Source organism: Acinetobacter gyllenbergii, from assembly GCF_001682515.1.
Classification (GTDB): Bacteria; Pseudomonadota; Gammaproteobacteria; order Pseudomonadales; family Moraxellaceae; genus Acinetobacter; species Acinetobacter gyllenbergii.
The window spans coordinates 25,308-47,882 of the sequence record NZ_KV575266.1 but is presented as its reverse complement, the minus strand read 5'-3'; the positions used below and the strand labels follow the sequence as shown (position 1 = coordinate 47,882).

The 22,575-nt window shown below is 40.9% G+C and carries 19 protein-coding genes; 7 read left to right on the top strand and 12 right to left on the bottom strand.

The window, feature by feature from the left end:
• Positions 1-65: 65 nt before the first annotated feature.
• Both NG55_RS14305 and NG55_RS14300 read right to left on the bottom strand, forming a co-directional pair.
• Complete coding sequence (locus NG55_RS14305; protein WP_016542321.1) at positions 66-272, bottom strand: DUF1656 domain-containing protein; 207 nt, start codon at positions 270-272, stop codon at positions 66-68.
• A complete protein-coding gene (locus tag NG55_RS14300) occupies positions 265-2,358 on the bottom strand; it encodes an FUSC family protein (RefSeq protein WP_023270912.1) in 2,094 nt (697 codons plus the stop codon). The genes NG55_RS14305 and NG55_RS14300 overlap by 8 nt, the downstream gene beginning before the upstream one ends.
• Before the next feature lie 430 nt (positions 2,359-2,788).
• On the opposite strand from NG55_RS14300, the gene NG55_RS14295 reads away from it, so the two are divergent.
• Complete coding sequence (locus NG55_RS14295; protein ID WP_065343631.1) at positions 2,789-3,568, top strand: IclR family transcriptional regulator; 780 nt, start codon at positions 2,789-2,791, stop codon at positions 3,566-3,568.
• Between the two features lie 209 nt (positions 3,569-3,777).
• Here NG55_RS14295 and NG55_RS14290 read toward each other — a convergent pair whose 3' ends face one another.
• The 7 genes from NG55_RS14290 to NG55_RS14260 all read right to left on the bottom strand — a co-directional run bounded on the left by NG55_RS14290 (position 3,778) and on the right by NG55_RS14260 (position 11,880).
• Complete coding sequence (locus tag NG55_RS14290) at positions 3,778-4,938, bottom strand: hypothetical protein (RefSeq protein WP_065343630.1); 1,161 nt, start codon at positions 4,936-4,938, stop codon at positions 3,778-3,780.
• Between the two features lie 119 nt (positions 4,939-5,057).
• On the bottom strand, positions 5,058-5,645 hold the full coding sequence (pgsA, locus tag NG55_RS14285; protein WP_010590272.1) for a CDP-diacylglycerol--glycerol-3-phosphate 3-phosphatidyltransferase: 588 nt from the start codon (positions 5,643-5,645) through the stop codon (positions 5,058-5,060).
• Positions 5,646-5,750: 105 nt separating this feature from the next.
• Positions 5,751-6,548 (bottom strand): thioesterase family protein, encoded by a 798-nt coding sequence (locus NG55_RS14280; protein ID WP_065343629.1) that lies wholly within the window; start codon positions 6,546-6,548, stop codon positions 5,751-5,753.
• Positions 6,549-6,652: 104 nt separating this feature from the next.
• Positions 6,653-8,452 (bottom strand): excinuclease ABC subunit UvrC, encoded by a 1,800-nt coding sequence (uvrC, locus tag NG55_RS14275; RefSeq protein ID WP_081409009.1) that lies wholly within the window; start codon positions 8,450-8,452, stop codon positions 6,653-6,655.
• A 70-nt stretch (positions 8,453-8,522) separates the two neighbouring features.
• Positions 8,523-9,692, bottom strand: coding sequence for a hypothetical protein (locus NG55_RS14270; RefSeq protein WP_228704189.1), 1,170 nt, complete (start codon positions 9,690-9,692; stop codon positions 8,523-8,525).
• Between the two features lie 50 nt (positions 9,693-9,742).
• Complete coding sequence (lpxO, locus tag NG55_RS14265; protein ID WP_016542314.1) at positions 9,743-10,657, bottom strand: lipid A hydroxylase LpxO; 915 nt, start codon at positions 10,655-10,657, stop codon at positions 9,743-9,745.
• A 128-nt stretch (positions 10,658-10,785) separates the two neighbouring features.
• Complete coding sequence (locus NG55_RS14260; RefSeq protein WP_065343626.1) at positions 10,786-11,880, bottom strand: hypothetical protein; 1,095 nt, start codon at positions 11,878-11,880, stop codon at positions 10,786-10,788.
• 466 nt (positions 11,881-12,346) lie between these two features.
• On the opposite strand from NG55_RS14260, the gene fadB reads away from it, so the two are divergent.
• The 3 genes from fadB (at position 12,347) to NG55_RS14245 (ending at position 16,477) form a co-directional block, all read left to right on the top strand.
• A complete protein-coding gene (gene fadB / locus NG55_RS14255) occupies positions 12,347-14,500 on the top strand; it encodes a fatty acid oxidation complex subunit alpha FadB (protein WP_016542312.1) in 2,154 nt (717 codons plus the stop codon).
• A gap of 12 nt (positions 14,501-14,512) precedes the next feature.
• Positions 14,513-15,685, top strand: coding sequence for an acetyl-CoA C-acyltransferase FadA (gene fadA, locus NG55_RS14250; RefSeq protein WP_004802276.1), 1,173 nt, complete (start codon positions 14,513-14,515; stop codon positions 15,683-15,685).
• 168 nt (positions 15,686-15,853) lie between these two features.
• Positions 15,854-16,477, top strand: coding sequence for a PH domain-containing protein (locus NG55_RS14245; RefSeq protein WP_004656254.1), 624 nt, complete (start codon positions 15,854-15,856; stop codon positions 16,475-16,477).
• Between the two features lie 63 nt (positions 16,478-16,540).
• Here the strand turns inward: NG55_RS14245 and NG55_RS14240 are convergent, their stop codons facing one another.
• Positions 16,541-17,035 carry a hypothetical protein gene (locus NG55_RS14240; RefSeq protein ID WP_016542311.1) on the bottom strand — a complete coding sequence of 165 codons (495 nt, stop codon included), beginning with the start codon at positions 17,033-17,035 and terminating at the stop codon, positions 16,541-16,543.
• Positions 17,036-17,278: 243 nt separating this feature from the next.
• On the opposite strand from NG55_RS14240, the gene NG55_RS14235 reads away from it, so the two are divergent.
• Positions 17,279-17,995: a YidX family protein gene (locus NG55_RS14235; RefSeq protein ID WP_016542310.1), complete on the top strand. Its 717-nt coding sequence runs from the start codon at positions 17,279-17,281 to the stop codon at positions 17,993-17,995.
• Positions 17,996-18,081: 86 nt separating this feature from the next.
• Positions 18,082-18,780 carry a YidX family protein gene (locus tag NG55_RS14230; protein WP_065343625.1) on the top strand — a complete coding sequence of 233 codons (699 nt, stop codon included), beginning with the start codon at positions 18,082-18,084 and terminating at the stop codon, positions 18,778-18,780.
• Between the two features lie 41 nt (positions 18,781-18,821).
• On the opposite strand, the gene NG55_RS14225 is transcribed toward NG55_RS14230, so the two are convergent.
• Together NG55_RS14225 and NG55_RS14220 are read right to left on the bottom strand one after the other, a co-directional pair.
• Positions 18,822-20,627, bottom strand: coding sequence for an ABC transporter ATP-binding protein (locus NG55_RS14225; protein ID WP_065343624.1), 1,806 nt, complete (start codon positions 20,625-20,627; stop codon positions 18,822-18,824).
• Positions 20,628-20,683: 56 nt separating this feature from the next.
• The gene (locus tag NG55_RS14220) at positions 20,684-21,433 is read right to left on the bottom strand and encodes a hypothetical protein (protein ID WP_065343623.1); all 750 of its coding nucleotides are present in this window, start codon (positions 21,431-21,433) and stop codon (positions 20,684-20,686) included.
• 177 nt (positions 21,434-21,610) lie between these two features.
• Here NG55_RS14220 and NG55_RS14215 point away from each other — a divergent pair, with 177 nt between their 5' ends.
• Positions 21,611-22,306, top strand: coding sequence for a DsbA family oxidoreductase (locus NG55_RS14215; protein WP_065343622.1), 696 nt, complete (start codon positions 21,611-21,613; stop codon positions 22,304-22,306).
• Positions 22,307-22,575: the final 269 nt, after the last annotated feature.

Sequence of the window (22,575 nt, the reverse complement as noted above, 5' to 3'; positions counted from 1 at the left end):
GTTTATGACCTCGACCACATTTCTTTACATTATTAAATTTCAGCATCAGCATCTTGCCCTAGACCTCAGCCCCATAGCCAAACAAAGAGGCAATGCACCAGCAACATCAGTCCCAAGTAAAAACACAGGTTAAAAATGCTGGGTAGCGCAATCCAGCCTTTGATGACTAAGCGATCAATCAAGGGACTGAGCAACTTAAACAGCACATAGGCAATAATGGCTTGTACCAGAAGGATTGGGATATAAATCCCATACAGATTCATTTCACCCATGAGATACCCCTAAACCAGATCTATTTGCATCTATCTCTTGTATAGAGATATGCCCAATGCTTTCACAAATATTATTCAGTGAAATGCACAACCGCTGCCGTAACTGCACATCTTCAATCTGTTGGGAGATGTCTTGCAAAGCTTTAATTTGTTGCACAATTTGTGTTGGAAAATGATGAATGGACAGTTGCTTTTCCTGCGCCTGAAAATAGGCTGCAAGCTGTTGCTGTAACTGTCCCAATTCATGTTGTAGTTGCTGTAATTGCGGTAATTTCTGACTAATTTCCTGTAAACGAACCAAATCAACAATTGAACTACTTTCAACCAATGCATTTTGAATCGCTGTTTTTACTTCAGGGTTCTGCACCATCTTGGTATTTAACACCCCGACACGGTCCAACATACTACGTAAGTGAATTTTAAAATCACTGCCATAAGACAAATGTAAGGCTTGGCGCATCGCCTGATAATGCAAAGCGAGGATTCGGGTTGCACTGGTATCAGGTGAAACCGCACGCACCAAATCAATCACAATCAATGACACCAATACGCCCAAGACCATCGCAAAAGAACTGTCCAGATAAGAAACTGCATCCATGGTATATTTGTTATGCAGATTTAAACCCATCATGGTATTAATCCCCAATACCATCCCCACTGGCATCAACATTTGATTGGCCATCATGGTGACTGCAACCAGAAAGACAGGAAATAACACCAAGGCCAATTGCCAGAAATGCGTCACATGCGGAAAGATCCCGAAAGCATAGATAAAAACCAGACCTGCCGAGACAATACTGCCCCAGATAAAAATACGTAATACAGGTACTGGATTATCCAAAGCCGTTAAGATACAGGCGGTAATTGCTCCCATTTGCGCCATCATAAAGCCGGCTTTCCAGCCCGAAAGAATCCAAGCCGCGGTCACAATAAAGGTAATTAACACGGCACTGATTCCACCACGAACAGCGATACCATGATCCCGATGCAAACTCGGATATTTAGTGGTGATTGCGGTAATTTCAGTTGGAATCTCTTTGTTGCCTTGCTGAATTTGCTGCCAAATCAATTTCACCGCCAACATATTGGCAATAAAATGACGAACATCCATCTTCAAAGCACCCAATACAATTTGTTGTTCGGCTGTGGCTTGCGCAATCAGCTCAGCAAAATCTTCTTCAAATCTTAGAGGCAAGCTTTGCAAATCGCTGGGTTGAACAATGCGCTCTTGCTTTAAAAAAGCCAAGGTATCTTGACGGATGCGATTTAAATGCGGCCGAAGATTACTAAGTTGCATTTGTTCCAATTGTTTCACCCGTTGCGATAAGGCCACCAGATTGGCCACCACCAACGACACCTGATGCAGCATTTCCTGCAAGGTTTTGGTCATGCCCTTGAGCTCGCCTTTCTCATAAGCCAAATGCACTGCCAAGGCATGAATATCTGCCGTATCACGGGTAATCACAGACAAAATCTGAGTATAGTTTTCAGGACTATCTTGAACGGTAATCAACTTTTCAAAGGTACTTTCCAGATCATTCAAGGTTTTATTAACCCGTTGTTTGATCATTGCCCCAACATGCACAGGAAAGAAGGTTGCGGAAACCACAGCAGTTGAAATTACACCCACAGAAATCTCAAGCACACGGGCCAAAGCAATATCAAAAATATTATAGGTATCGATATAGGTAATGGCGTTGTAAACGATCATCGCGGTGGAATAACCCGCCAACATAAAGACATAGCTCCTTGCGGTACGATCTAGCAATGAGACATATAAAGCAAAACCTACCCATAAAGATAAAATAATGGTAAATAACCACGGTGTATTAATAAAATGAGGGGTCAACAACAAAGCAATGATTGCCCCTGCTACCGTTCCCACCAAGCGATAGACACATTTTGAAGACACCATACCCGAATAAGGGCTGGCAATAATCAATACGGTACCAATCGACCACATCGGATTAATCAAATCCAATTCAAACGAAATAAACAGTGCCAGCATACCTGCTACAAATGTTTTGCACGCAAAGATCAGGTCAAGTCGACTCGGTCTAAAAGCCAACAACTGTTTAAATAGCATGAGTAGGTCTCAGTTCAGCATCAGTTTAATCACGCATGCCATCACTAAAAAAGTGACAAGCTGTCCAGACTGATTTGAAAGCATTCAAATCAGGGCAAGTACGATGAGTGAAACTGGATATAAGGAGTGATCTGCAATACTTCATATTTTTAGGTGTTTTCTCCTAAAAATAATTATCCACATAAGACATTGCGTAGCTTATTTTTTCAAAATCGAGTAAATTAGTCAACATAAATTATCACCATTTGATAATTTTTCAATTTTATCTAAAATAATCGCTATAAAATTTATCATTTTTCTCAGTATTCATCCTAAACGATTGATCTTGGATGATCAGATTTAAAAGTACATACACGACCTTTCGCTTTTCTGTTATAAAGCAATAAAAGTTCGGTTTTCACGTTATTTTGTAAGGAGTAGGCGTCCCATCATGGCCATTTCGAGTTTTGGTAAAATTCTTACTGTGCTGGATTTATTTTCAGTTTCACGTCCGATTATCAATGTCGATATCATTTGTGATGAGCTGGCGCTATCCAAACCTACCGCCTATCGTTATCTCAAAGAACTGGTTTCGACGGACATCTTAAAACGGATTAGTGGCACATCGGGCGACTATACGCTTGGCTCTAAAATTGCGGTTTTAGATTATATTTCCCATAGCACTGACCCCCTGATTCAAATCAGCATCCCCTTTATGCGCGATATCGTGGAACGCACTGAACTGTGCTGCTTATTAACCTATTTAAATCATGATTATTGTATCGACCTACATCATGAGACCTTTAAAGATGCTGAATTACTCTCTTTTGGTCGAGGTTGCCCACGACCTGTTTATGTCGGTGCTTCACCTAAAATTGTCATTGCACACTTAAGCAAGCAGCGTATTCAAGCCTATTATCAGCAGTTTTCAAAAGAATTGGCACAAGTCGGATTTGCACAAACGCAGGATGAATTCATCCAACAGATGCGCAAAATCAAAAAACAAGGATTCTACTTATCACAAGGTGAAATCGACCCTCAACTTTGCAGTTTGTCTGTACCGATCCGCTTCTCCAACAAAGAAGCGCCAATTGCGCTCACATTAGTGGCATCAAAGAATCGTTTTGACTTCATCAACATTCAAAAATTAATTGAAATCTTGCAAAATAATGCGACTCAAATTGAACATAAATTTGCAACACTGTCTGAAAGCCAAGGCAACCCGATTTGAGAATATTAAAAAACATTTACATTTTACACGGTTGTAAATATCAATAAATTCTCATATGATGATTATGTTCTTCAGCATACTCTCCCAAAAGAGCATGACTTTCCTCAGAGAACTAAGCTCATCGTTGTATGGGCTTTTTTCTTGTCTGGTCATTCATCAAACAATAAAAAAAGCCCTCTAAATAGAAGGCTTTTACAGTTAAAACTATATCAACACATGATTTTTTGGATTAGCTTGGCTTCTACTAACATTTGCTCAGTCTGATCAGCAGCGATAGACACCAAGTGCTTTCCATTCGAATAAAGAACTGAACCCTCAGTATTCAACGCATAGCCCAGCACCCCCCGCTTGAGTACTTGTTGCTCGCCCGTCTGTGAACATTGAATCAGTTCCCAACTCCGCGGAATGACACCTGCAAATTTTTCCCCGGCACTTTGATTCTGCTGCAAGGTCTTTTGCGCCTTAATTAAGTTGCCTTCCACAAAAAGTTCTTCTTCAGACTTTTGTCTCGACTTCGCAGGATTACTGCCAGAGGTTGATTTCAATGATTCGCCTGTATAACGTTGTGTAAAGAAATCCAACCAACCAAACACGGCGCGAATAATTTTAAAGGGTGCTAATACGATATCTTTGAGTGAGTTGCCATTTGCATACTTATTTTTATAGGGTCGTTTAAGAAAATATAACTGCCCAGTACCGTCCATTTGTGGTTTGTAGAAATCATAGGCAGGATCAGAAAATAGTGTTTCAAGTTCGCCGGTTTTCAGATTTAAACGACAAATTTCTTTCGGGCCAATGCTAATTCCCCCTTGTTGGTCATAAGCAAAGCCACAGCTATCATAATAAATAAGATCTGGGTTTTGTGGATCAAAACATGGATGCTGATCCTGACAATCGCCTTCTGTAATATATTGAATCCGATTGGAATCCAAGCCTAATACACATAGATGTTGCTCAAAAGCATAGCCTTGACTGGCAGATAAAATCAGCCTTTTATGCTGTGCATCATAATCCATGTGATGAATAATGAACTCGTTATTTCTTAATACCAACGCTTCAGGTTGCTGCGGATCTAAGAGCGATTTGATGTAAATCGCACAACCATCCTGCAATTGCGCGGCATAAATCAGATGTTGTTCATCCATCAATACTGCATCAACAGGATAAACATGCGCCAACTCATCTTGCTCACTATGATTCGCAACGCCCATGAATTGTGCCCCCGTACCCGAGGTTTTCCATTGCTTGCGTTGCTTGATCTCTTGTAAGTTTTTCTTGTACTGGCTCACTGCATGACAGTCAACTGTTTGAACTTTTTGGTCGTGCAATTGATGTAAGGCTTGATCTGATAAATACAATATTGATGACATTGATGTGTGTTCCCAACTTATCGTTTTAAGCACTCACACTGCTCAATCGGCCATTGTGAGTGCTGTTATTTTCTAATCTTTTTATTTAAATTTGAATAAAATATATGATGACTGAAATTCTAAGGCTGTTTCAAATAAGGCCACGCAGCTTTCATATAAATAAACATCGACCAAAGCGTTAGTATCACGGCCGCATACAGCAAAGCATAAGCCCAGATTTCTAGCGGTTTCCAGTTCAATAAGAACACGCTGATCGCAATCATTTGAAAAGCGGTTTTATATTTGCCAACGGTTGACACCGCAACACTGGTACGCGCACCTAATTCGGCCATCCACTCACGAAGTGCAGAAACTGTAATTTCACGCGAAATAATCACAATCGCGGCAAAGGCCATTGAAATGGTCGGTTGCCATTGCACCAATACAATTAATGCAGCTGCAACCATTAATTTATCTGCCACTGGATCTAGAAACCGTCCAAAAGCAGAGGTTTGATTCAATGTTCTTGCCAAATAGCCATCGAACCAATCGGTCACTGCTGCAAGTACAAAAATTGCAGTCAGCACCATATGGCGCATCATTCCCCCATGATGCTCAGCAATTCCAATCGCTGGCGGCCAATATGCAATCGCCAAAAATACTGGAATGAGGGCTATACGTGCCAAAGTTAAAATATTTGGAATGTTCAGGATTTGCCCTGTACTCATAAACACCGCCATGTTGTTCGCATCAAATATGCATGTCGCACAAAGGATGTGCCGAGATTGTATCCACGTGTAGGCAACTTTATACGAAATGTATCGCAGTGTCGACTAGGCAAAAACAGCAACTGTCTGTCTAAGCACCGCAATTAAACGGTTTTCAGCACCCCACACATAGGCATATTCGGTTGAATAGCCATGTTCTGCATATTCAGTCACCACTTTATATTTCAACCAATTCTGAATTTGACCCGTAATCGGTTGCAAATAGGTAATTTGCCAAGTCAATGAGCTGGCTGGTGCAGGGGTCTTAAACATCGGCAATACCCCAGGTGGCCAGACATCCATCAAGGCAAATAGGTCAGCCAATTGCATCTCACGATTTGAATGCAGATTTGGCGCAAAACGGCCCCAGCCCCCAAAGTCTGGCACTTTACTGCCCGCCATTGGATAACTTCCTTCGGCCCAACATAGTTCAAAATGCTGCAAACATTCAGGCATTAACCCTTCAAGGTAAAAGGTCTTATCCAATTGCTCAGGGCTTGGATAATCTGGCACTTGTGGCAAGTTTTGCACATGAATACGGGAATCTCGCTGCGTGCCAAAACTGGCAATTAAGATACTTTGAACAGCATCATCCTGCCAAAGTCGGACTTCCAGCGTCGTGACAGATTTTCCTTCCCTCAATACCTCAGCACTCAGTCGCGCTTGGCCTTGCTGTACTGGGCCAACAAAAGTGACGTTACAGCTTAACAGTTGCTTTGCTGCATCTTGTACCACACTGAGTGCTTTCTGAATCAGCAATCCTGCAATCAAACCACCAAATACGGTACGGCCCTGTAACCAACCGGATGGAATATCAATCCATTCTTGTTGTTCAACCTGTTGATAGAGCGGAAGCAAGGCCATCATTTTTCCTTCATCATCGAAACACACTATCTTTGAACGTTTTTAACCATTTGTGAATGATCGTTTACACGGCAATATCGGGAAGATTATGTCAATCGGTCAAATTATTCATGCAAAATTTTATAAATGGTTCTGGCCAGAACCTCACCCAGCCCCGGAACCAAGGTCAGCTCATTTTCCGATGCCTTTAATACCCCTTGTATACCGCCAAAATGGGTCAATAAATCACGACGGCGTTTCGGCCCCAAGCCTGGAATAGCTTCCAGAACCGAACTACTACGGCGTTTATCACGCTTGGCACGATGTTTGGTAATGGCAAAACGATGTGCCTCATCACGAACCTGCTGAATCAAATGTAAGGCTTTATGATCTTCTGGCAATTGAATCTTAGTGCCATCGGTAAAATGCAGTGTCTCTAGTCCAGGTTTACGTCCTTCCCCTTTAGATACCCCAATCATAAAGGCATCCAGTTCAAGTTCCTGCATTACTTCCATCGCCATATGCAGTTGTCCTTTGCCACCATCAATCAGCAATAAATCTGGCAATATATTCTTTTTATAGCGGCGGATGAGTGCTTGACGCATCGCAGCATAGTCATCCCCCCCAGTAATATCCTGAATCGCAAATTGGCGATAATCACGCTTTCTTGCCCCGCCCTGATCAAACACGACACAGGATGCAATTGGCGCTTCGCCCATGGTATGACTAATATCAAAGCATTCAATCCGATCAACTGGACGTCCTACCACCTGTTCAAGTTGATGGAAACGTTCATTCAGTTCTAGATGATTACTGAGTTTGCCTTTAATTGCGTGTTGCACATTCATCTGCGCCAGCTCTAACCATTCAGCACGGGTCTCTCGTACTTTGTGTTTAATCTGTACTTTTTTATTAAAGGTCTGCTGCAAGCCATCTTCTAACTGCTGCCGATCTGGTACATCAACATTGACAATGAGTTCTGTCGGTACTTCATCTGCCACTTGGAAATAAAAATTGGCCATGAAATCACTAAGCATTTGCCCCAAATCATCGCCCAACATATCTGGGAAATAGCTTTTTCCTCCCAGCATCCGTCCATTACGCACATACATAATCTGGACGCAGGTCACCCCTGCTTGGTAGGCAATTGCCAGAATATCTGCCTCACCTTTGATTTTAAACACCGCTTGCTGAGCCTGTACTTCACGTAATAAGCCAAGCCGATCGCGATAAAACACCGCCTTCTCGAATTCCAGTGCTTCTGCTGCCTGCTCCATTTTCCCGATCAGCTCTTGATTCAGCTCTTTGGTATCGCCTTGCAAAAAACGAATGGAGTTATCGACATCTTCTTTATAGTCGGCTGGGCTAATCAATCCCACACAAGGTGCTGTACAACGTTTAATTTGGTATTGCAAACAAGGACGTTTACGCTGTGAAAAATAGCTGTTTTCGCATTGGCGTACATTAAACAGTTTCTGTAACACCAATAACGTATCCCGCGCGCTATAAGCACTTGGGTAAGGCCCAAAAAATTTACCAATTTGATGCTTGCCTTTGCCCCGTCCACTGGCAATCCGTGGATAAGGCTTGTCTGATGAGACAAAAATATAAACGTAGGATTTATCATCCCGCAACATAATGTTATAAGGCGGGCGATGCAGCTTAATCAGGTTTTGCTCAAGTAATAAAGCTTCGGTTTCGGAACGCACCACCAAGCTTTCAATATCATAAATACGGGCAACTAAGGCCTGTGTCTTCGGATGCTCAATGGTTTTTACAAAATAGCTCGACACACGACTCTTTAGATTTTTGGCTTTACCGACATACAATAACTCCCCATCTTTACCCAGCATTTTATAAACGCCAGGTAACTGAGTCATATGCGCCAGTATTTTTTCAATGTGTTCTCGAGCGTTTGGGTTCACAAGTCGACTTTAATCATAAGTAATATCTGGATGATGTTGGCAAACCCATCGCTTTTCAAGTGTTCATCCGTCAATTTTCATACTGAAAGGGAGAGACTAGCCATTGCATTAGTTTCTGCTTGTCTGCTCTTTTCTTTAGACCACTGATTTTTACACTTTCCCAATCAAACTGATAATCTTGTTTCAGTGTTTTCAACCATTCTGGAAAGCCAAATATCCCATATTCAGAAAAAGCAGGCATTTCTAATTCATTCTGATAAGAATCACTAAAATGGTGTTGCGAATAACTTTGATTTAATGGGCTTACAAATAATTTTACATGCCAGTTAAACGCACTATCATCTTGTAGCTCCAGAAAAACATAGCCATGATCGTATTTAAGGTCAATCCAAATACTGACACCCCAATCCTTTAAGGGTAAATCCAGCCCAAGTTTCGTTTTCCAAATAAAAGTTTCGCTTGCCCGCCGTTTCACATTTTCCAATTCGATCAGTTGCTGTACATATGGAAAGGCATCAGCAGTGAAAATATCATCACCATATTGTTGCAGCATTTTTTCGCAGTATAAACAAAGAATTCTAAAGTTATCAGGCCCGAAGACAGCATAATCACCGTGTAAAAATTTTTCTAGAAAAATAGCTTGATACTGTGGGTTAAACAAAGCCAATAATGCCATTGCACGAATTTTCAAACCCAGTACCAACTGATTGTCTTCACAATAGAAATCGTACTGGCTCATATGTTCTAAGCATTGCAAGGCGTACTCGGCGAATCCTTGTTGTTGTTTAAAAAAGTCCATTTTTTTTAAATGACCACGGATAGAGGTATAGCTCTCTATACGGGTATACAGTTTTCTGAGTTTTTCATATTGCTCAAACGAGTGGCCTTGAGCAAAAGGATTAAATTGATCGAATCCGTAAAGAAATAAAGGCTCTCTCACATCGTATACATTCAATACCGACCCGAAATCGCTTAAATATTGCCGATAGGCTTCAATAAAAATCGAATAATTTTGAGCTTTTAATTTCATCGAACATTTGAGGTGTAGAACAACGCTATATAACTGAATCAATTCTTCTTGATTCAAAATCTTATCGGCTTTTACCGAAAGTTCCGCAAAACGTTGCCAATGCTGGCTATAAAAATCTTTTAATGGCTGATCATCTTGATTGCAACGCGGGTATAGTGCATCGCTGATAAAATATTGTAAAAACTGTAAGTCACTTAATTGTTGCATCATTCTTCCTTATTATAAAAAAACGCCCTTTCGGGCGTTGATCTTATTCAAACTTAAAAAACATACGGACGCACAAAAATCAGGAAAAATAGCCCAAGCATGATGAACCATTTCAAGAAGTAATACAGTGAACGGTTCGATTTCTTCAACGCTTTGGCTTTAATCCGAATCTGGTAAATATAACCAAAGGCTTTATTCAAACCACCTGTTTGGTCACCCGCTTCATTGGGTGAACTCGCAGCCGTCATTACACTTTTACCAAACCAGTGATTAAATTTCTCCATAAAACGTGTTTTTAATGGGCGCTCTACATCTGCGAAGAAAATAATACGGTTTTGGTCAGTCGTGTTTTCAGCATAGTGAATATAGGTTTCATCAAACACCACACTTTCACCATCACGCCAAGAATAACGCTCGCCATCGACATCAATAAAACAACGATCATCATTTGGTGTAATTAAACCTAAGTGATAACGCAAAGAACCTGCATAAGGGTCACGGTGGCGAACCAAACGACTATCTGGCGCAAGTTCAGTAAACATGGCCGCTTTAATCGTTGGCAAGGTCTTTAACAATGCGGTTGTTTTTGGACAAAGTTCAGCTGCTGATGGATGTGCTGAGTCGTACCATTTCAGATAGAATCGCTTCCAACCTGTTTTAAAGAATGAGTTAAAGCCCAAGTCATCATAGCTGCTAGATGCTTTAATGCCACCTTTCTCGTACAGCGCTTTGGCTTCATCACGAATCATTTCCCAATTTTCATCCAGAACTTTTAAGTCCTGAAAATGCTGGGTGTCGATATACGGCTGATTCGGCACTCTAGAAAACATGTACATCAAAAAGTTAATGGGTGCAAGAATCGTCGAATGGTCAAAAAACTGACGATAAAACGAATGCTTTACCTTCCCACGGCGCTGAATATACAAAGCCGAAATGATAAAAATCGCTAATATGATCCACTTAATCATAGACTATTGCTTTAGCTTAAAAAAAAACACCGCTATTTTAACACCGTATTTATTGATTCAAACAATAATTGCATAATTTAAATAGATCAACAGGTATGCGATCCACCTCATACCTGTCTTAATAGAATTTATTTTTTAACTTTACTTAAAACGCTATCTATGGATTTTGCTGCTTCTGCATTGTAATAATTACATTGGTTATGCATTTTTGCATCCACTGAAGCCATGAATTGATCTTCTTTCGCTTTTCCTAAAGGAATAACAACACTCTTGAACCACTCGGTCTCCCTAAATTGTTTTTTCAGGTCTTCTACAAATTCATCAGTCGTCCATTCTGGTTTTTGAGGAAACGCTTGGTATACTTTACTCTGATATTCAAGCGCAAAATGATAATATTCAGGTGCTGATGGATCATCATTGCGGTTTAAAAGCGAACCTATTTTAATTCCACCCCATACTTCTACATCTGGTACTGCTTGAGTAGTCCTATTTGCATTCAACTCTTGGTTAGCCCAGTCTTGTAAGACTCTAGCATCTGGAACTTCAAATGAAGCATTGGGCCCAAATTCAAAGAAAAATTTATTAGAGCTAAACGCTTGTGTCTGTATGCACTTTGCCCCTTTCGGGAATCTATCCAACGTTTTCACCAATTGATCAGAAATAGCGTCTAAATCAGGAGTACCCAGCTCATTATTTACTTCAAACTCGTACATAGAGATCAGTGCTGGAGCAAACTGATCAACAATCCGTAATCCTTGAAGGTCAATTTCTTTCACCTTCTGAGTATATTTTAAATCTTTAAAGCCAGCTTGATTATATGGCGAAGTTACCCATGTAGTTGGGGTCATTGAATGGATAAAACTATCGCGAATCCCTCGATCAGCGTTATAAGTTTGCTCTGTTTCAGGAATATATAAGCCATTCTCTTCAGTTATATAATGATTATAAAAGATCGGGGCTTTGGTTTTTTCAAGCAAAATCCCATTTTGAATCTTCCATTCAGACTTATCAGAATCTAATGATTCTTGATCATAATCAATATTAATTGAATAACTAAATAATTTAGCTTCCCCATTCGAAAAAAGCTCAGGCTTAACTTCGTTTGGATTAGTGGATGAATTATTACTATTAGAGTTCGAGCCATTGTTAGACGAAGACCCCCCTCCACATGCACTCAACATAAAAGGAAGGATTGCCAAAACTATAAATTTATTTTTTAACATAATATTACTTTCTTGAACATTTTTATAACACAAAGCTTATCTTAGAATAAAAAAAAGACAAGCCTTTCTGTCTAATACTTAAAAATTGTCCTAAATTATTTAATAAATATTTTTTCTCTGTTATTCAGTCTCACAAAATTAGAGTTGGAAACCTTGTTGTACCAATTTGATAAAGAATCAGCATTCGCCTCTAAAAAGCTATTAACTATCAGGCAATAAGTAACTCATCAGAAATTGCAGACCCAAGCACCACAAACCCCACATTAAACACATATTTTTCATATAGATAAGACTAAAAAAATTATTTACAAACAATTGATGACCCTAGCGTCACGGCTTGATACAACTTGTTATGTCCTTTTTGGATATAGTTATCGTAAGATTAGCGAAGCATTTTTTGTGTGCTTAAGCGCACACACGCTTTATGACATCAACTCAGAATCCTCCACAACAAGGGAGATCAGGCATGATCCACGCTGGCAATGCCATTACCGTCCAAATGCTTGCGGACGGAATTGCAGAATTCCGCTTTGACTTACAAGGTGAGTCGGTTAATAAGTTTAACCGTGCAACCATCGAAGACTTCCAAGCAGCGATTGCTGCAGTGAAAGCCAATAACGATATTAAAGGCTTAGTTGTTACCTCTGGCAAATCAACTTTCATCGTTGGTGCTGATATCACTGAATTTGGCGATAACTTCGCTGCGGGTGAGCAAGCGATTGTTGATTGGCTTATGCCTGTACATGATGTCTTCAACAGCTTTGAAGATTTAGATCTACCTAAAGTTGCTGCTATCAATGGTACAGCGCTTGGTGGTGGTTTTGAAATGTGCTTGGTATGTGACTATCGTGTGATGTCAGAGCAAGCACAAGTGGGCTTACCAGAAATCAAACTCGGGATCTATCCTGGTTTCGGTGGTAGCGTGCGTTTAAGCCGTTTAATCGGTATCGACAATGCCGTTGAATGGATGGCTATGGCGAACCCGAAAAAACCTGCTGCTGCATTGAAAGATGGTGCGGTAGATGCGGTTGTTGCTGCTGACAAATTACAAGAAGCTGCGGTTGATCTCGTTAAACAAGCGATTGCTGGCCGTTTAAACTGGAAAGCAAAACGCCAAGAAAAATTAGACGCAATCAAATTGAACCCACTTGAACAAATGATGGCGTTCAATACGGCAAAAGGTGCGGTTCTTGCAAAAGCAAATCCTGCACAATACCCTGCTCCAAAGCTATTGCTTGATTCTTTACAAGCAGGCGCAAGCTTAACCCGTGATGATGCATTAAAAGCTGAAGCACAAGGTTTTGCTAAAGCAGCAATTACACCACAAGCAGGTGCATTGATTGGTTTATTCATCAATGACCAAGTGGTGAAGAAAACTGCGAAAAAATATGAGAAAGGTGCTCATCCAGTGAACCAAGCCGCTGTTCTAGGCGCGGGTATCATGGGTGGTGGTATTGCTTACCAAGCGGCAAGCAAAGGCACACCAATCATCATGAAAGACATTGGTAACCCACAACTTGCATTGGGTATGGCAGAAGCGAATGGCTTACTGACCAAGCAAGTTGAACGCAAGAAAATGAAACCTGCACAAATGGGTGAAACACTGGCTCGCATCCGTCCAACTTTAAGCTATGACGAGTTTAAAGAGGTGGATATCGTGATCGAAGCGGTGACTGAAAATCCAAAAGTTAAAGAAATCGTACTCGCTGATACTGAAAAGCATGTTCGTGAAAACACGATCATTGCATCTAACACATCGACGATTTCAATCACTCGTTTAGCGAAAGCATTACAACGTCCTGAAAACTTCGTTGGTATGCACTTCTTTAACCCAGTACACATGATGCCATTGGTTGAAGTGATTCGTGGTGAGAAGACTTCTGAAGAAGCAATCGCAACAACTGTGGTACTTGCTCAAAAAATGGGTAAAACACCAATCGTTGTTAACGACTGCCCAGGTTTCTTGGTTAACCGTGTATTGTTCCCTTACTTTGGTGCATTTGACCTGCTTGTAAAAGACGGTGCAGATTTCCAACAAGTGGACAATGTGATGGCGAAATTCGGCTGGCCGATGGGCCCTGCATACCTGATCGATGTTGTTGGTATCGATACAGGTGTTCATGGCGCAGAAGTGATGGCAGAAGGTTTCCCTGACCGTATGAAGCCAGATTACAAAGGTTCGATCGAAGCGATGTATGAAGCAAAACGTCTTGGTCAAAAGAATGACGTTGGTTTCTACAAATACGTGTTAGACAAGAAAGGTAAGAAAGCGAAAACTGTTGATCCAACAGCATACGAAATCATTGCACCATTCGTAACTGGCGAAAAACGCGAGTTTGATAGCCAAGAAATCATTGACCGTATGATGCTTGCTTTCTGTAACGAAACTGTTCGTTGCTTAGAAGACAAGATCGTAGCAACTGCTTCTGAAGCAGATATGGCGATGATCATGGGTGTAGGTTTCCCTCCATTCCGTGGTGGTCCATGCCGTTACATCGACCAAACAGGTGTTGCTGAATACGTTGCACTTTGCGACAAATATGCACACTTAGGTAAGGCTTATGAAGCGCCACAAATGTTGCGTGACATGGCTGCTAACAACACAAAATTCTACGGTTAAGGAGCGACGTGAATGGCTACTTTAAATCCACGTGACGTTGTGATTGTTGATGGCGTTCGTTCTGCCATGGGCAAATCACGTAACGGTATGTTCCGCAATGTACGTGCCGACAGTTTATCTGCTGAATTAGTTCGTGCACTTGTTGCTCGTAACCAGTTTGATACCAACGAAGTTGAAGATGTAATCTGGGGTTGTGTCAACCAAACTTTAGAGCAAGGGATGAACATTGCTCGTAACATTGGTTTATTGGCTGACATTCCAAAAACTGCTGGCGGTCAAACAGTCAACCGTCTTTGTGGTTCTTCAATGCAAGCAATCCACACGGCTGCTGCACAGATTGCAACCAACCAAGGTGATGTATTCATCATTGGTGGTGTAGAGCATATGGGCCACGTCGGTATGATGCACGGCATCGACCTCAACCCAGAAGCGTCTAAACACTATGCCAAAGCATCGAACATGATGGGCTTAACCGCTGAAATGTTAGGTCGTATGAATGGCATCTCTCGTGAAGAACAAGATGCGTTTGGTGTTGAATCTCACCGTCGTGCTTGGGCTGCAACTCAAGAAGGTCGTTTCAAAAACGAAATCGTGGGTGTTGAAGGTCATGATGCTAATGGCTTCAAAATCCTTTGCGACATCGACGAAGTCATTCGTGCTGATGCCAACCTTGAAGCATTCAAAGCATTGAAACCAGTGTTTGATCCAAAAGGTGGTTCAGTCACAGCAGCAACTTCTTCTGCACTTTCTGACGGCGCATCTGCAATGTTGCTGATGTCTGCTGAACGTGCTCAAGCATTGGGTTTAAAACCACGTGCTGTGATTCGTTCAATGGCAATTGCAGGTTGTGATGCTGCAATCATGGGTTATGGTCCAGTACCTGCAACTCAAAAAGCGCTTAAACGTGCGGGTTTAACGATGGCGGATATCCAGACTATCGAATTAAACGAAGCATTTGCTGCTCAAGGCTTATCAGTGATGAAAGGCCTAGGCGTTTATGACAAGCAAGACATCATCAACTTGAATGGTGGCGCGATTGCATTGGGTCACCCATTGGGCTGTTCTGGTGCGCGTATCACAACAACTTTGTTGAACGTGATGGAACAACAAGATACACAAATCGGTCTTGCGACCATGTGTATCGGTCTTGGTCAAGGTATCGCGACCATTATCGAACGTGTTTAATCGACACTGAGATAAAAAGAAAATCCCCGTGCTAAGCGGGGATTTTTTTATGTGATAGAAATTCGTTTCATCGTTGTATCAAATTCTTAAAATACAAATGCCCACTGTAGACAGAACAATACACGGCAAATTATGATCGCAGTTCCAACAAATAATAAGGTTCTAACAATGTTTAAAAATATGGCAGCCGATCTAATGGGAACCAGTGATATCGGTAAGATTATTGAACCTCAAGATTATGATAAAACTGATATTGATGACTATATTTTCCATGAAGACAATGAAAAAATCTTCTTCTTAATCAAAGCAAAAACAGATGAATACTGCTTTACCAACACGGCATTTATCCACCTTGATGGTACCAGTGCAGTGAGTAAGAAAAGAACCCTAAATCGTTATCCTTATAAACACTACCAAATTAGCCGCGTACTGCTTGAAACCGCCGGAACCATTGATCGCGATGTCGAAATCAAATTCCAATTGGGTGGTGCGGCTTATTCAATTGATATTGAGAAAGCACAAATCGAAAAAGTACGCGACTTATATAAAGCCTTGTTTAGTATTGGCGAAGCATGTAAAGAAATCGAGCGCCAATACACCACATTGGTTCAAACCCAGCAAGCCGTAAATGGTATGTTCTCGCTGCGTGAACTGCCAGAGCAGGTATTATTGAATTTACCAGATATTATTTCGCAGACTACTCTTCAGGTTGAGAACAAATTTACCGAGCGACGTAAACAAATTGAAGACTATGATTTTTCGGCTATTTTTGAACGCTATCTGAAGCAATAATAAAAAATCCCCGCACATTGCGGGGATTTTTAATTTCATTCAGGATCAGCAATTTATCGGCTATCAAAAACCTCTTAAGCCGTCTTGAAATTGTTGACGCAATCTCAAAATATCATCCACATTGATTTTAATCGTGCCATTTCGAATCCCTTCAGCACTATTACGATTAAGATTCAGTGGTTCTAACATTTTAAATAGACCATTGGTCGGATCAGAAGATTGAAAACCCGAAGCAACGGCGAGAATATATTGCTGTAATATCGGTGAAAATTGAGATAAATCGGGCGGTGCTGCCATTGGCTGATAGTCAACAACCGTTCTCATCTCAGGAATACCCGCATTCTGCATATCATTATGAACTTTATAAACATAATGTTGCAATGACTGACGAACCTGCTTGTCTTCTTGAAAGGGCACAAATCCCACTTCTTCACGAAGTTCAGATTCTGCCATGACACGAATAGTCGGCAAAGAGGTCACTTCATCATTTGCCTGAACCACAGGGATGCCCATAAAAGCCAATACAGTGATCAGGGCGGATCGTTTTAGAAAATTCATCGTTTGCTCCAAACATCCCTCATCCATAAGAAGATAATGAGTTAAATAAAAGCAGTTATCTAATAGGCTACAACAAAGTGTGATTTGATTCAGTAGAGGTCAGATAAACGGTCAAGATCATCCAAATCTGGATTGAGCCCGTCGAATATTTTACCAGTCAGACAAATTTAAGCATGTAGTTCATATTCCCTAGATTTTTGTTTATAGTCGTTTTTCTTGTCCAACCAGTTCCTAAAAGAAAGAATGAATTTTAAAATATTGAATCATAAAATTTTTGTTTGCTGTTTATTATCTGGATTAGTTCTTACAGGCTGTTCAAGTAATCGAGTCATTGGTGAAACCACACGGGATTTATTCACTAAATATGAATCTGGTCATCAATGGACAACATTAATCGAAGATGATGTGATTGCCTTTGGTAAACCCGCTATTGCCTTGCCCAATGAGCCGACGGATAGCATTATCATTGCAGGGAAACAATATAGCTATGTGATTCACAAAGGGGGAGCCGAATTTGTGCAATTGCTTAACCAGCTTAATCCTCAGTATATTCAGATCAGTCGTGATTTAGATTTTATTGCACCCGCGCCCGATAGCAATCGTTTTAGAGGCCAATTTAGATTTACGTATGCGCCACCAAATGGAAATCTCAGTGAAAAAGAGCAAGCACTATTTAAGCAATATGGGATTGCTCCCTGTAACTGTATTGACACGCAAAAACCGCATAGCTTTGAACTCGGCCTTGAAGGTACTGTGTATCCTGCAGTGAGTAACCTTAGATCACTACAGCCACTCTCCAAGCCTTACCGAGTTAAAATTCAATATCTTGACTATAAAAGTGCTAAAGTTCAGTTATCGACTAAAGAAAAACTGGCTCATTTACCGCTGCTTCCCTTTACTTTAACGCTAGATGCAATTGTCTTGCCTTCTAAAGTTCTGGGTATTATTTATCAGCCTTAACAGGATCAATCCTCAGCCTAGAATAATGACACGACAAATCAAACCAAAGACACAGATCTGAGCTTTAAAATGACAGGAGTACACGGATGTTAACACCACCGATTAAAACCCTCATCAGCCTATGCGCAATCACGGTACTCGCAACAGGTTGTGCCACCTCAACCCTGATCAAGAAAGACAATCGTAGTTATACGCGAACCACAAAAGTCACCTTGGTTGAAGACAACGTGGTGGCTTTTGGCCGACCTGCGCCAAATGCTACAAACTTACCTAAAGACAGCATCGTGATTGCAGGCCAACAAAAAAGTTATATTCTCACTCAGGGCGGGACTCAGTTCGTTACGCTGATCAGTAAGCTTGATCCTAAAAATATTCAAATCACCCGTGATCTTAATTTCTATTCAGAAAAAAATGATGGTCATTTTTCAGGTACTTTGCCACTTTCCTATGTGAAACTCAAAGAAGACTTGAGCAAGAAAGACCTAGAATTCTTTATTGAAAATGGTGCCAAAGAATGTTCTACATCAAGTGATGAACGTATGCGAGCACAACGCTTCTGTTTTGATATCAAGCTGGCAGGTGTGGTCTATCCTGCGGCGAATAATCTCAGCTCGTTAAAGGCGTTAAGCAAAGCCTATCAAGTCACCATTTATACTCAGAAAGAGGAAAGCTATAAATCCAAATCAGGCTTAAATCCTCTCGAAAAACTGGTGCTGCTACCGTTTGCAGTCGCGATTGATGTGGTGAGCCTCCCCTTCCAAGCCGCAGATAAGATATTTGATTAATCCTGAGTTAAAACCATTTCAAATCGCATGATGAAGAGTAGCTAACTATGAGTTTCCTCTTCATCATCCCCCTCAAAAGTCTTGGAAATTTTTTCAATATTGAGACTCTTGGCCATCGCATCAAAAATATTTTTATATACACCTTGTTGCTGATAAAGCTGATGGTGCTCACCATGTTCTACGATCCTGCCATCCTGCATCACATAGGTATAATCGGCATCAATAATCTGTGACAAGCTATGTGAAATGATAATCACCGTCCGCCCCTGCTTAATCTCATCCAGACTGTGCTTGATCTGCTCAGTTGCAATCGCATCCAGACTTGCCGTTGGCTCATCCAGAAAAATAATTGGTGGATTTTTCAGGAACATGCGAGCAATCGCAATACGCTGTTGCTGTCCGCCTGACAATAGTAGCGCATCGGATTGATAGGCCAATGGTAATTTGAGAATCTGCTCATGAATCGAGGCTTTCTTTGCAGCCAGGATGATTTCATCCTGTGTCGCATCCATCTTGCCATAACGGATATTTTCCTCAATCGTACCCTGAAAAATATGATTCTTTTGCAGAACTAAACCAATATGATCACGTAGATATTGGGTATCAATTTCCGTTAACGAAGACCCATTCAGCAGAATCTCACCGGTCTGTGGTAAATAGAATTTGTCCAGCAGACTGATCAAAGTCGATTTACCCGCACCTGACAAGCCCACCAACGCCGTGATTTTATTAGGTTGTATGGTGAGATTGATATCTTTCAGCGCATGAAAACCATTGGGATAGAAAAAGTTCACCTGTTTTAATTCAAACTTACCGGTCAGAGGTTGTGGTTTCAGTTGGCCTGAGGTTTCTATTTCATCATCAGCCTCTAAAATTTTGAAAAAGCTTTCTGCATAAATCATCGCATCATTCACTTCATCATAGATACGATGTAAGGAGCGAATCGGTGCTGAGACATTATTAAATAACAGAATATGAAACATGATCATGCCAATGCTCATATCACCGACCAGAACAAAATAAGCTGTTAAAATGATAATAAATACGACGCCGATCTGTTCAATAAAGGTTTTTAAGCCATCAAACAGAAAACTGAGTTGGCGCGTCCGCATCTGGTCATCGGTCAGTTGTTTTTGTAAGGTCAGTTGTTTTTCTGCCTCTATTTGCTCACGGTTAAATGACTTAATCACCGTGATCGACTGAATAATACTTAAGGTGCCCTGACTTTTACGCTCTCGACCATCACGTAAATTACGTCGTGTGCCGCTGAGTTTTTGTGCTTGTTTAAAGGTAATCCAGAAATAAATCGGTACAATACTCAGCGCCACCAAGCCAATCCAGAAATTGGCATAGAACATCAGACACAGGGCAATGATGGCGCTGCTAAACAAAGGGAAAATATCAATAAAGAAGATTTGCACCAGTCGGGTAATCGAACCAATGCCTCGATCAATCCGAGTCTGTAACTTTCCTGCTTGGTTATCATCTTGGGTAAAGAAGGCCAGACGGTATTGTAGAAACTTCACAATGATCGACTGCGCCACATCCTGTGAAATCAAAATCCGCAATTTTTCGCCAAAAAACTTTTGTCCAAACTGAAGAAAAATATTCAGTACTTCTTTACTCAATAAAATCACGCTGATGGTGAGCAGAATATGCCAGCCGGCATTTAAGCCCTGCCCTGATTCAACCACGGCATTGATTTGATCGACTGCATATTGCAAGGTCAGCGCATTGACTTGTGCGGTTAATGCGCCAATCAAGGTCAGCAGCAAAGTCACTGCAACCAGCCACTTATAGGGGAGTACAAATGGTTTTACTTTATGAAACAGCTGCCATAAATTCATATGCTTCGATATCTACCTGTTCTTGTATTTCATGCATGTTGAAGGATCGCTCTTGATTACAGTTCCTCTTCTAAAGCCTCAGCATTATTTTGTTTAATCTTCTCCATTTTGGTATTCAGCTTTAATACATCTTGATAAAGGGCGTTGAATTTCTTCACTTGAGCCGTCTCGCGGAACAAAATCATTTTGTCTTTTCTTTGCCACTGATATTTCTTCAGCATATCGAACATGGCTTGTGCCTTTTCAATGATTTGCTGCTCAATCGGAAAAATATCATGAGCCTTATCCGCTTTTAGATTATGTTCTAATTTTGCTTGTAGCGAGCTTCTCATTTCATTATGAATCGCCAAACTTTTTGCCTGCTGCATAGCATTGGCCTGAATGTGTTGCCGTGCTTGCTCATATTCGGCTGATGCTTTACGCACCTCTACAAACATCTGCTCAGTATCCTTATAGTTCTGCTTGCGGTCCTGATCCAAACGCGCAACATCTAAAAAAGTATCCCAATTGGCAGCTTTGAGTTCACGTAAATAACGATTACGCGCTTCTACATTTTGCATCCAATAGCTCAATAAAAACTCGGACATCAACTTATAATCACCAGCCAAACGATCATCATGGATATCCAGTTGCACTGGAGTCGACCAGTCTTGTGCTTGATCATAAAGTTCACGCATTTTTTCAGACATGACCACCTCAAACATCTGCTGATTATTGATGGCACGCTGTTTCAAGGTATGCTGATAAAAGAAAAAAGAACCAATACAAAGCACCACAACTGTCACAAAGATTAAAAAACGGCGCATAGAGCCTCCAAATTTCATTATATTTTTTTATGTTCTGAACTCAGTTTAATCGATAAAACACATGCAGTTATAGCCCTTTTTATTTCACTTCTCGTAACGGAGCATTACATTTTCATCGCTTTAAATTGATCGTGTTCGCCCCTATTATCTGTTTAACGAGAATTGAAGAGATCCACCATGCGTGTAGATATTTGGTCAGATGTGGTCTGTCCGTTTTGTTATATCGGTAAAAAACGTCTTGAACATGTGGCTGAAGAAGCAGGTATTGAACTGGAAATTCACTGGCATAGTTTCGAACTAGACCCAGATGCGCCAGCCAAACATGAGACTTCAAACACCGAACGACTCGCAAAGAAATATGGTCGTAGCTATGTCGAGATGGAAGACATGGAGCGCAATGTAGCAGCCATGGCGGCAACGGAAGGCATCGATTTCCAATGGCAAAAAGCCAACTCAGGCAATAGTTTTAATGCACATCGTATTATTCATCTTGCCCAGAGCAAAGGTTTGGGCAATGAAGCAGAAGAAGCTTTCTTCCATGCTTATATGACCGAAGGTCTTGCCATTGGTGAGCGTGAAGTGGTTGAAGAAATTGCCTCTCGCATTGGCTTAGACAATGCCGAAGTTGAATATGTACTGGACTCGGACGAATTGGCTGATTTTGTGCGCCATGATGAGCAAATCGCCCATGAACAACTGAAAGTAACGGGTGTTCCCTTCTTTGTCTTTGAGCAAAAGCTGGCGCTTTCAGGTGCACAACCACGTGAAGTTTTCTTGCAAGCCTTACAGCAAGCACAAAGCTCATCAAATGCCGAAATTGAGCAAACCGATGCTGCTCAATGTAATGATGATCAATGCGAAATTAAACCTTAAGCCAGGTTAATCCTAAGACCGCTTTCATCTGTATATGGAAGCGTTTTTTTTAATCTTTAAATTTGTATATTCCCCTTTGGTTTCAGTCTTTTATCTTTAAAAAAATACCGTTTATCGCTGTTAATGATGATTTCAATCGTATTGGTTTTTTATTTGCTGAGCTTTTCACCAGCAGATATGTGAAAGTGATCACAATTCATTCAAAAATTTATAGATGATTTTTTATCTAATGATCTATTAATCCGATTCATTCTTTTAAAATGTTTTTA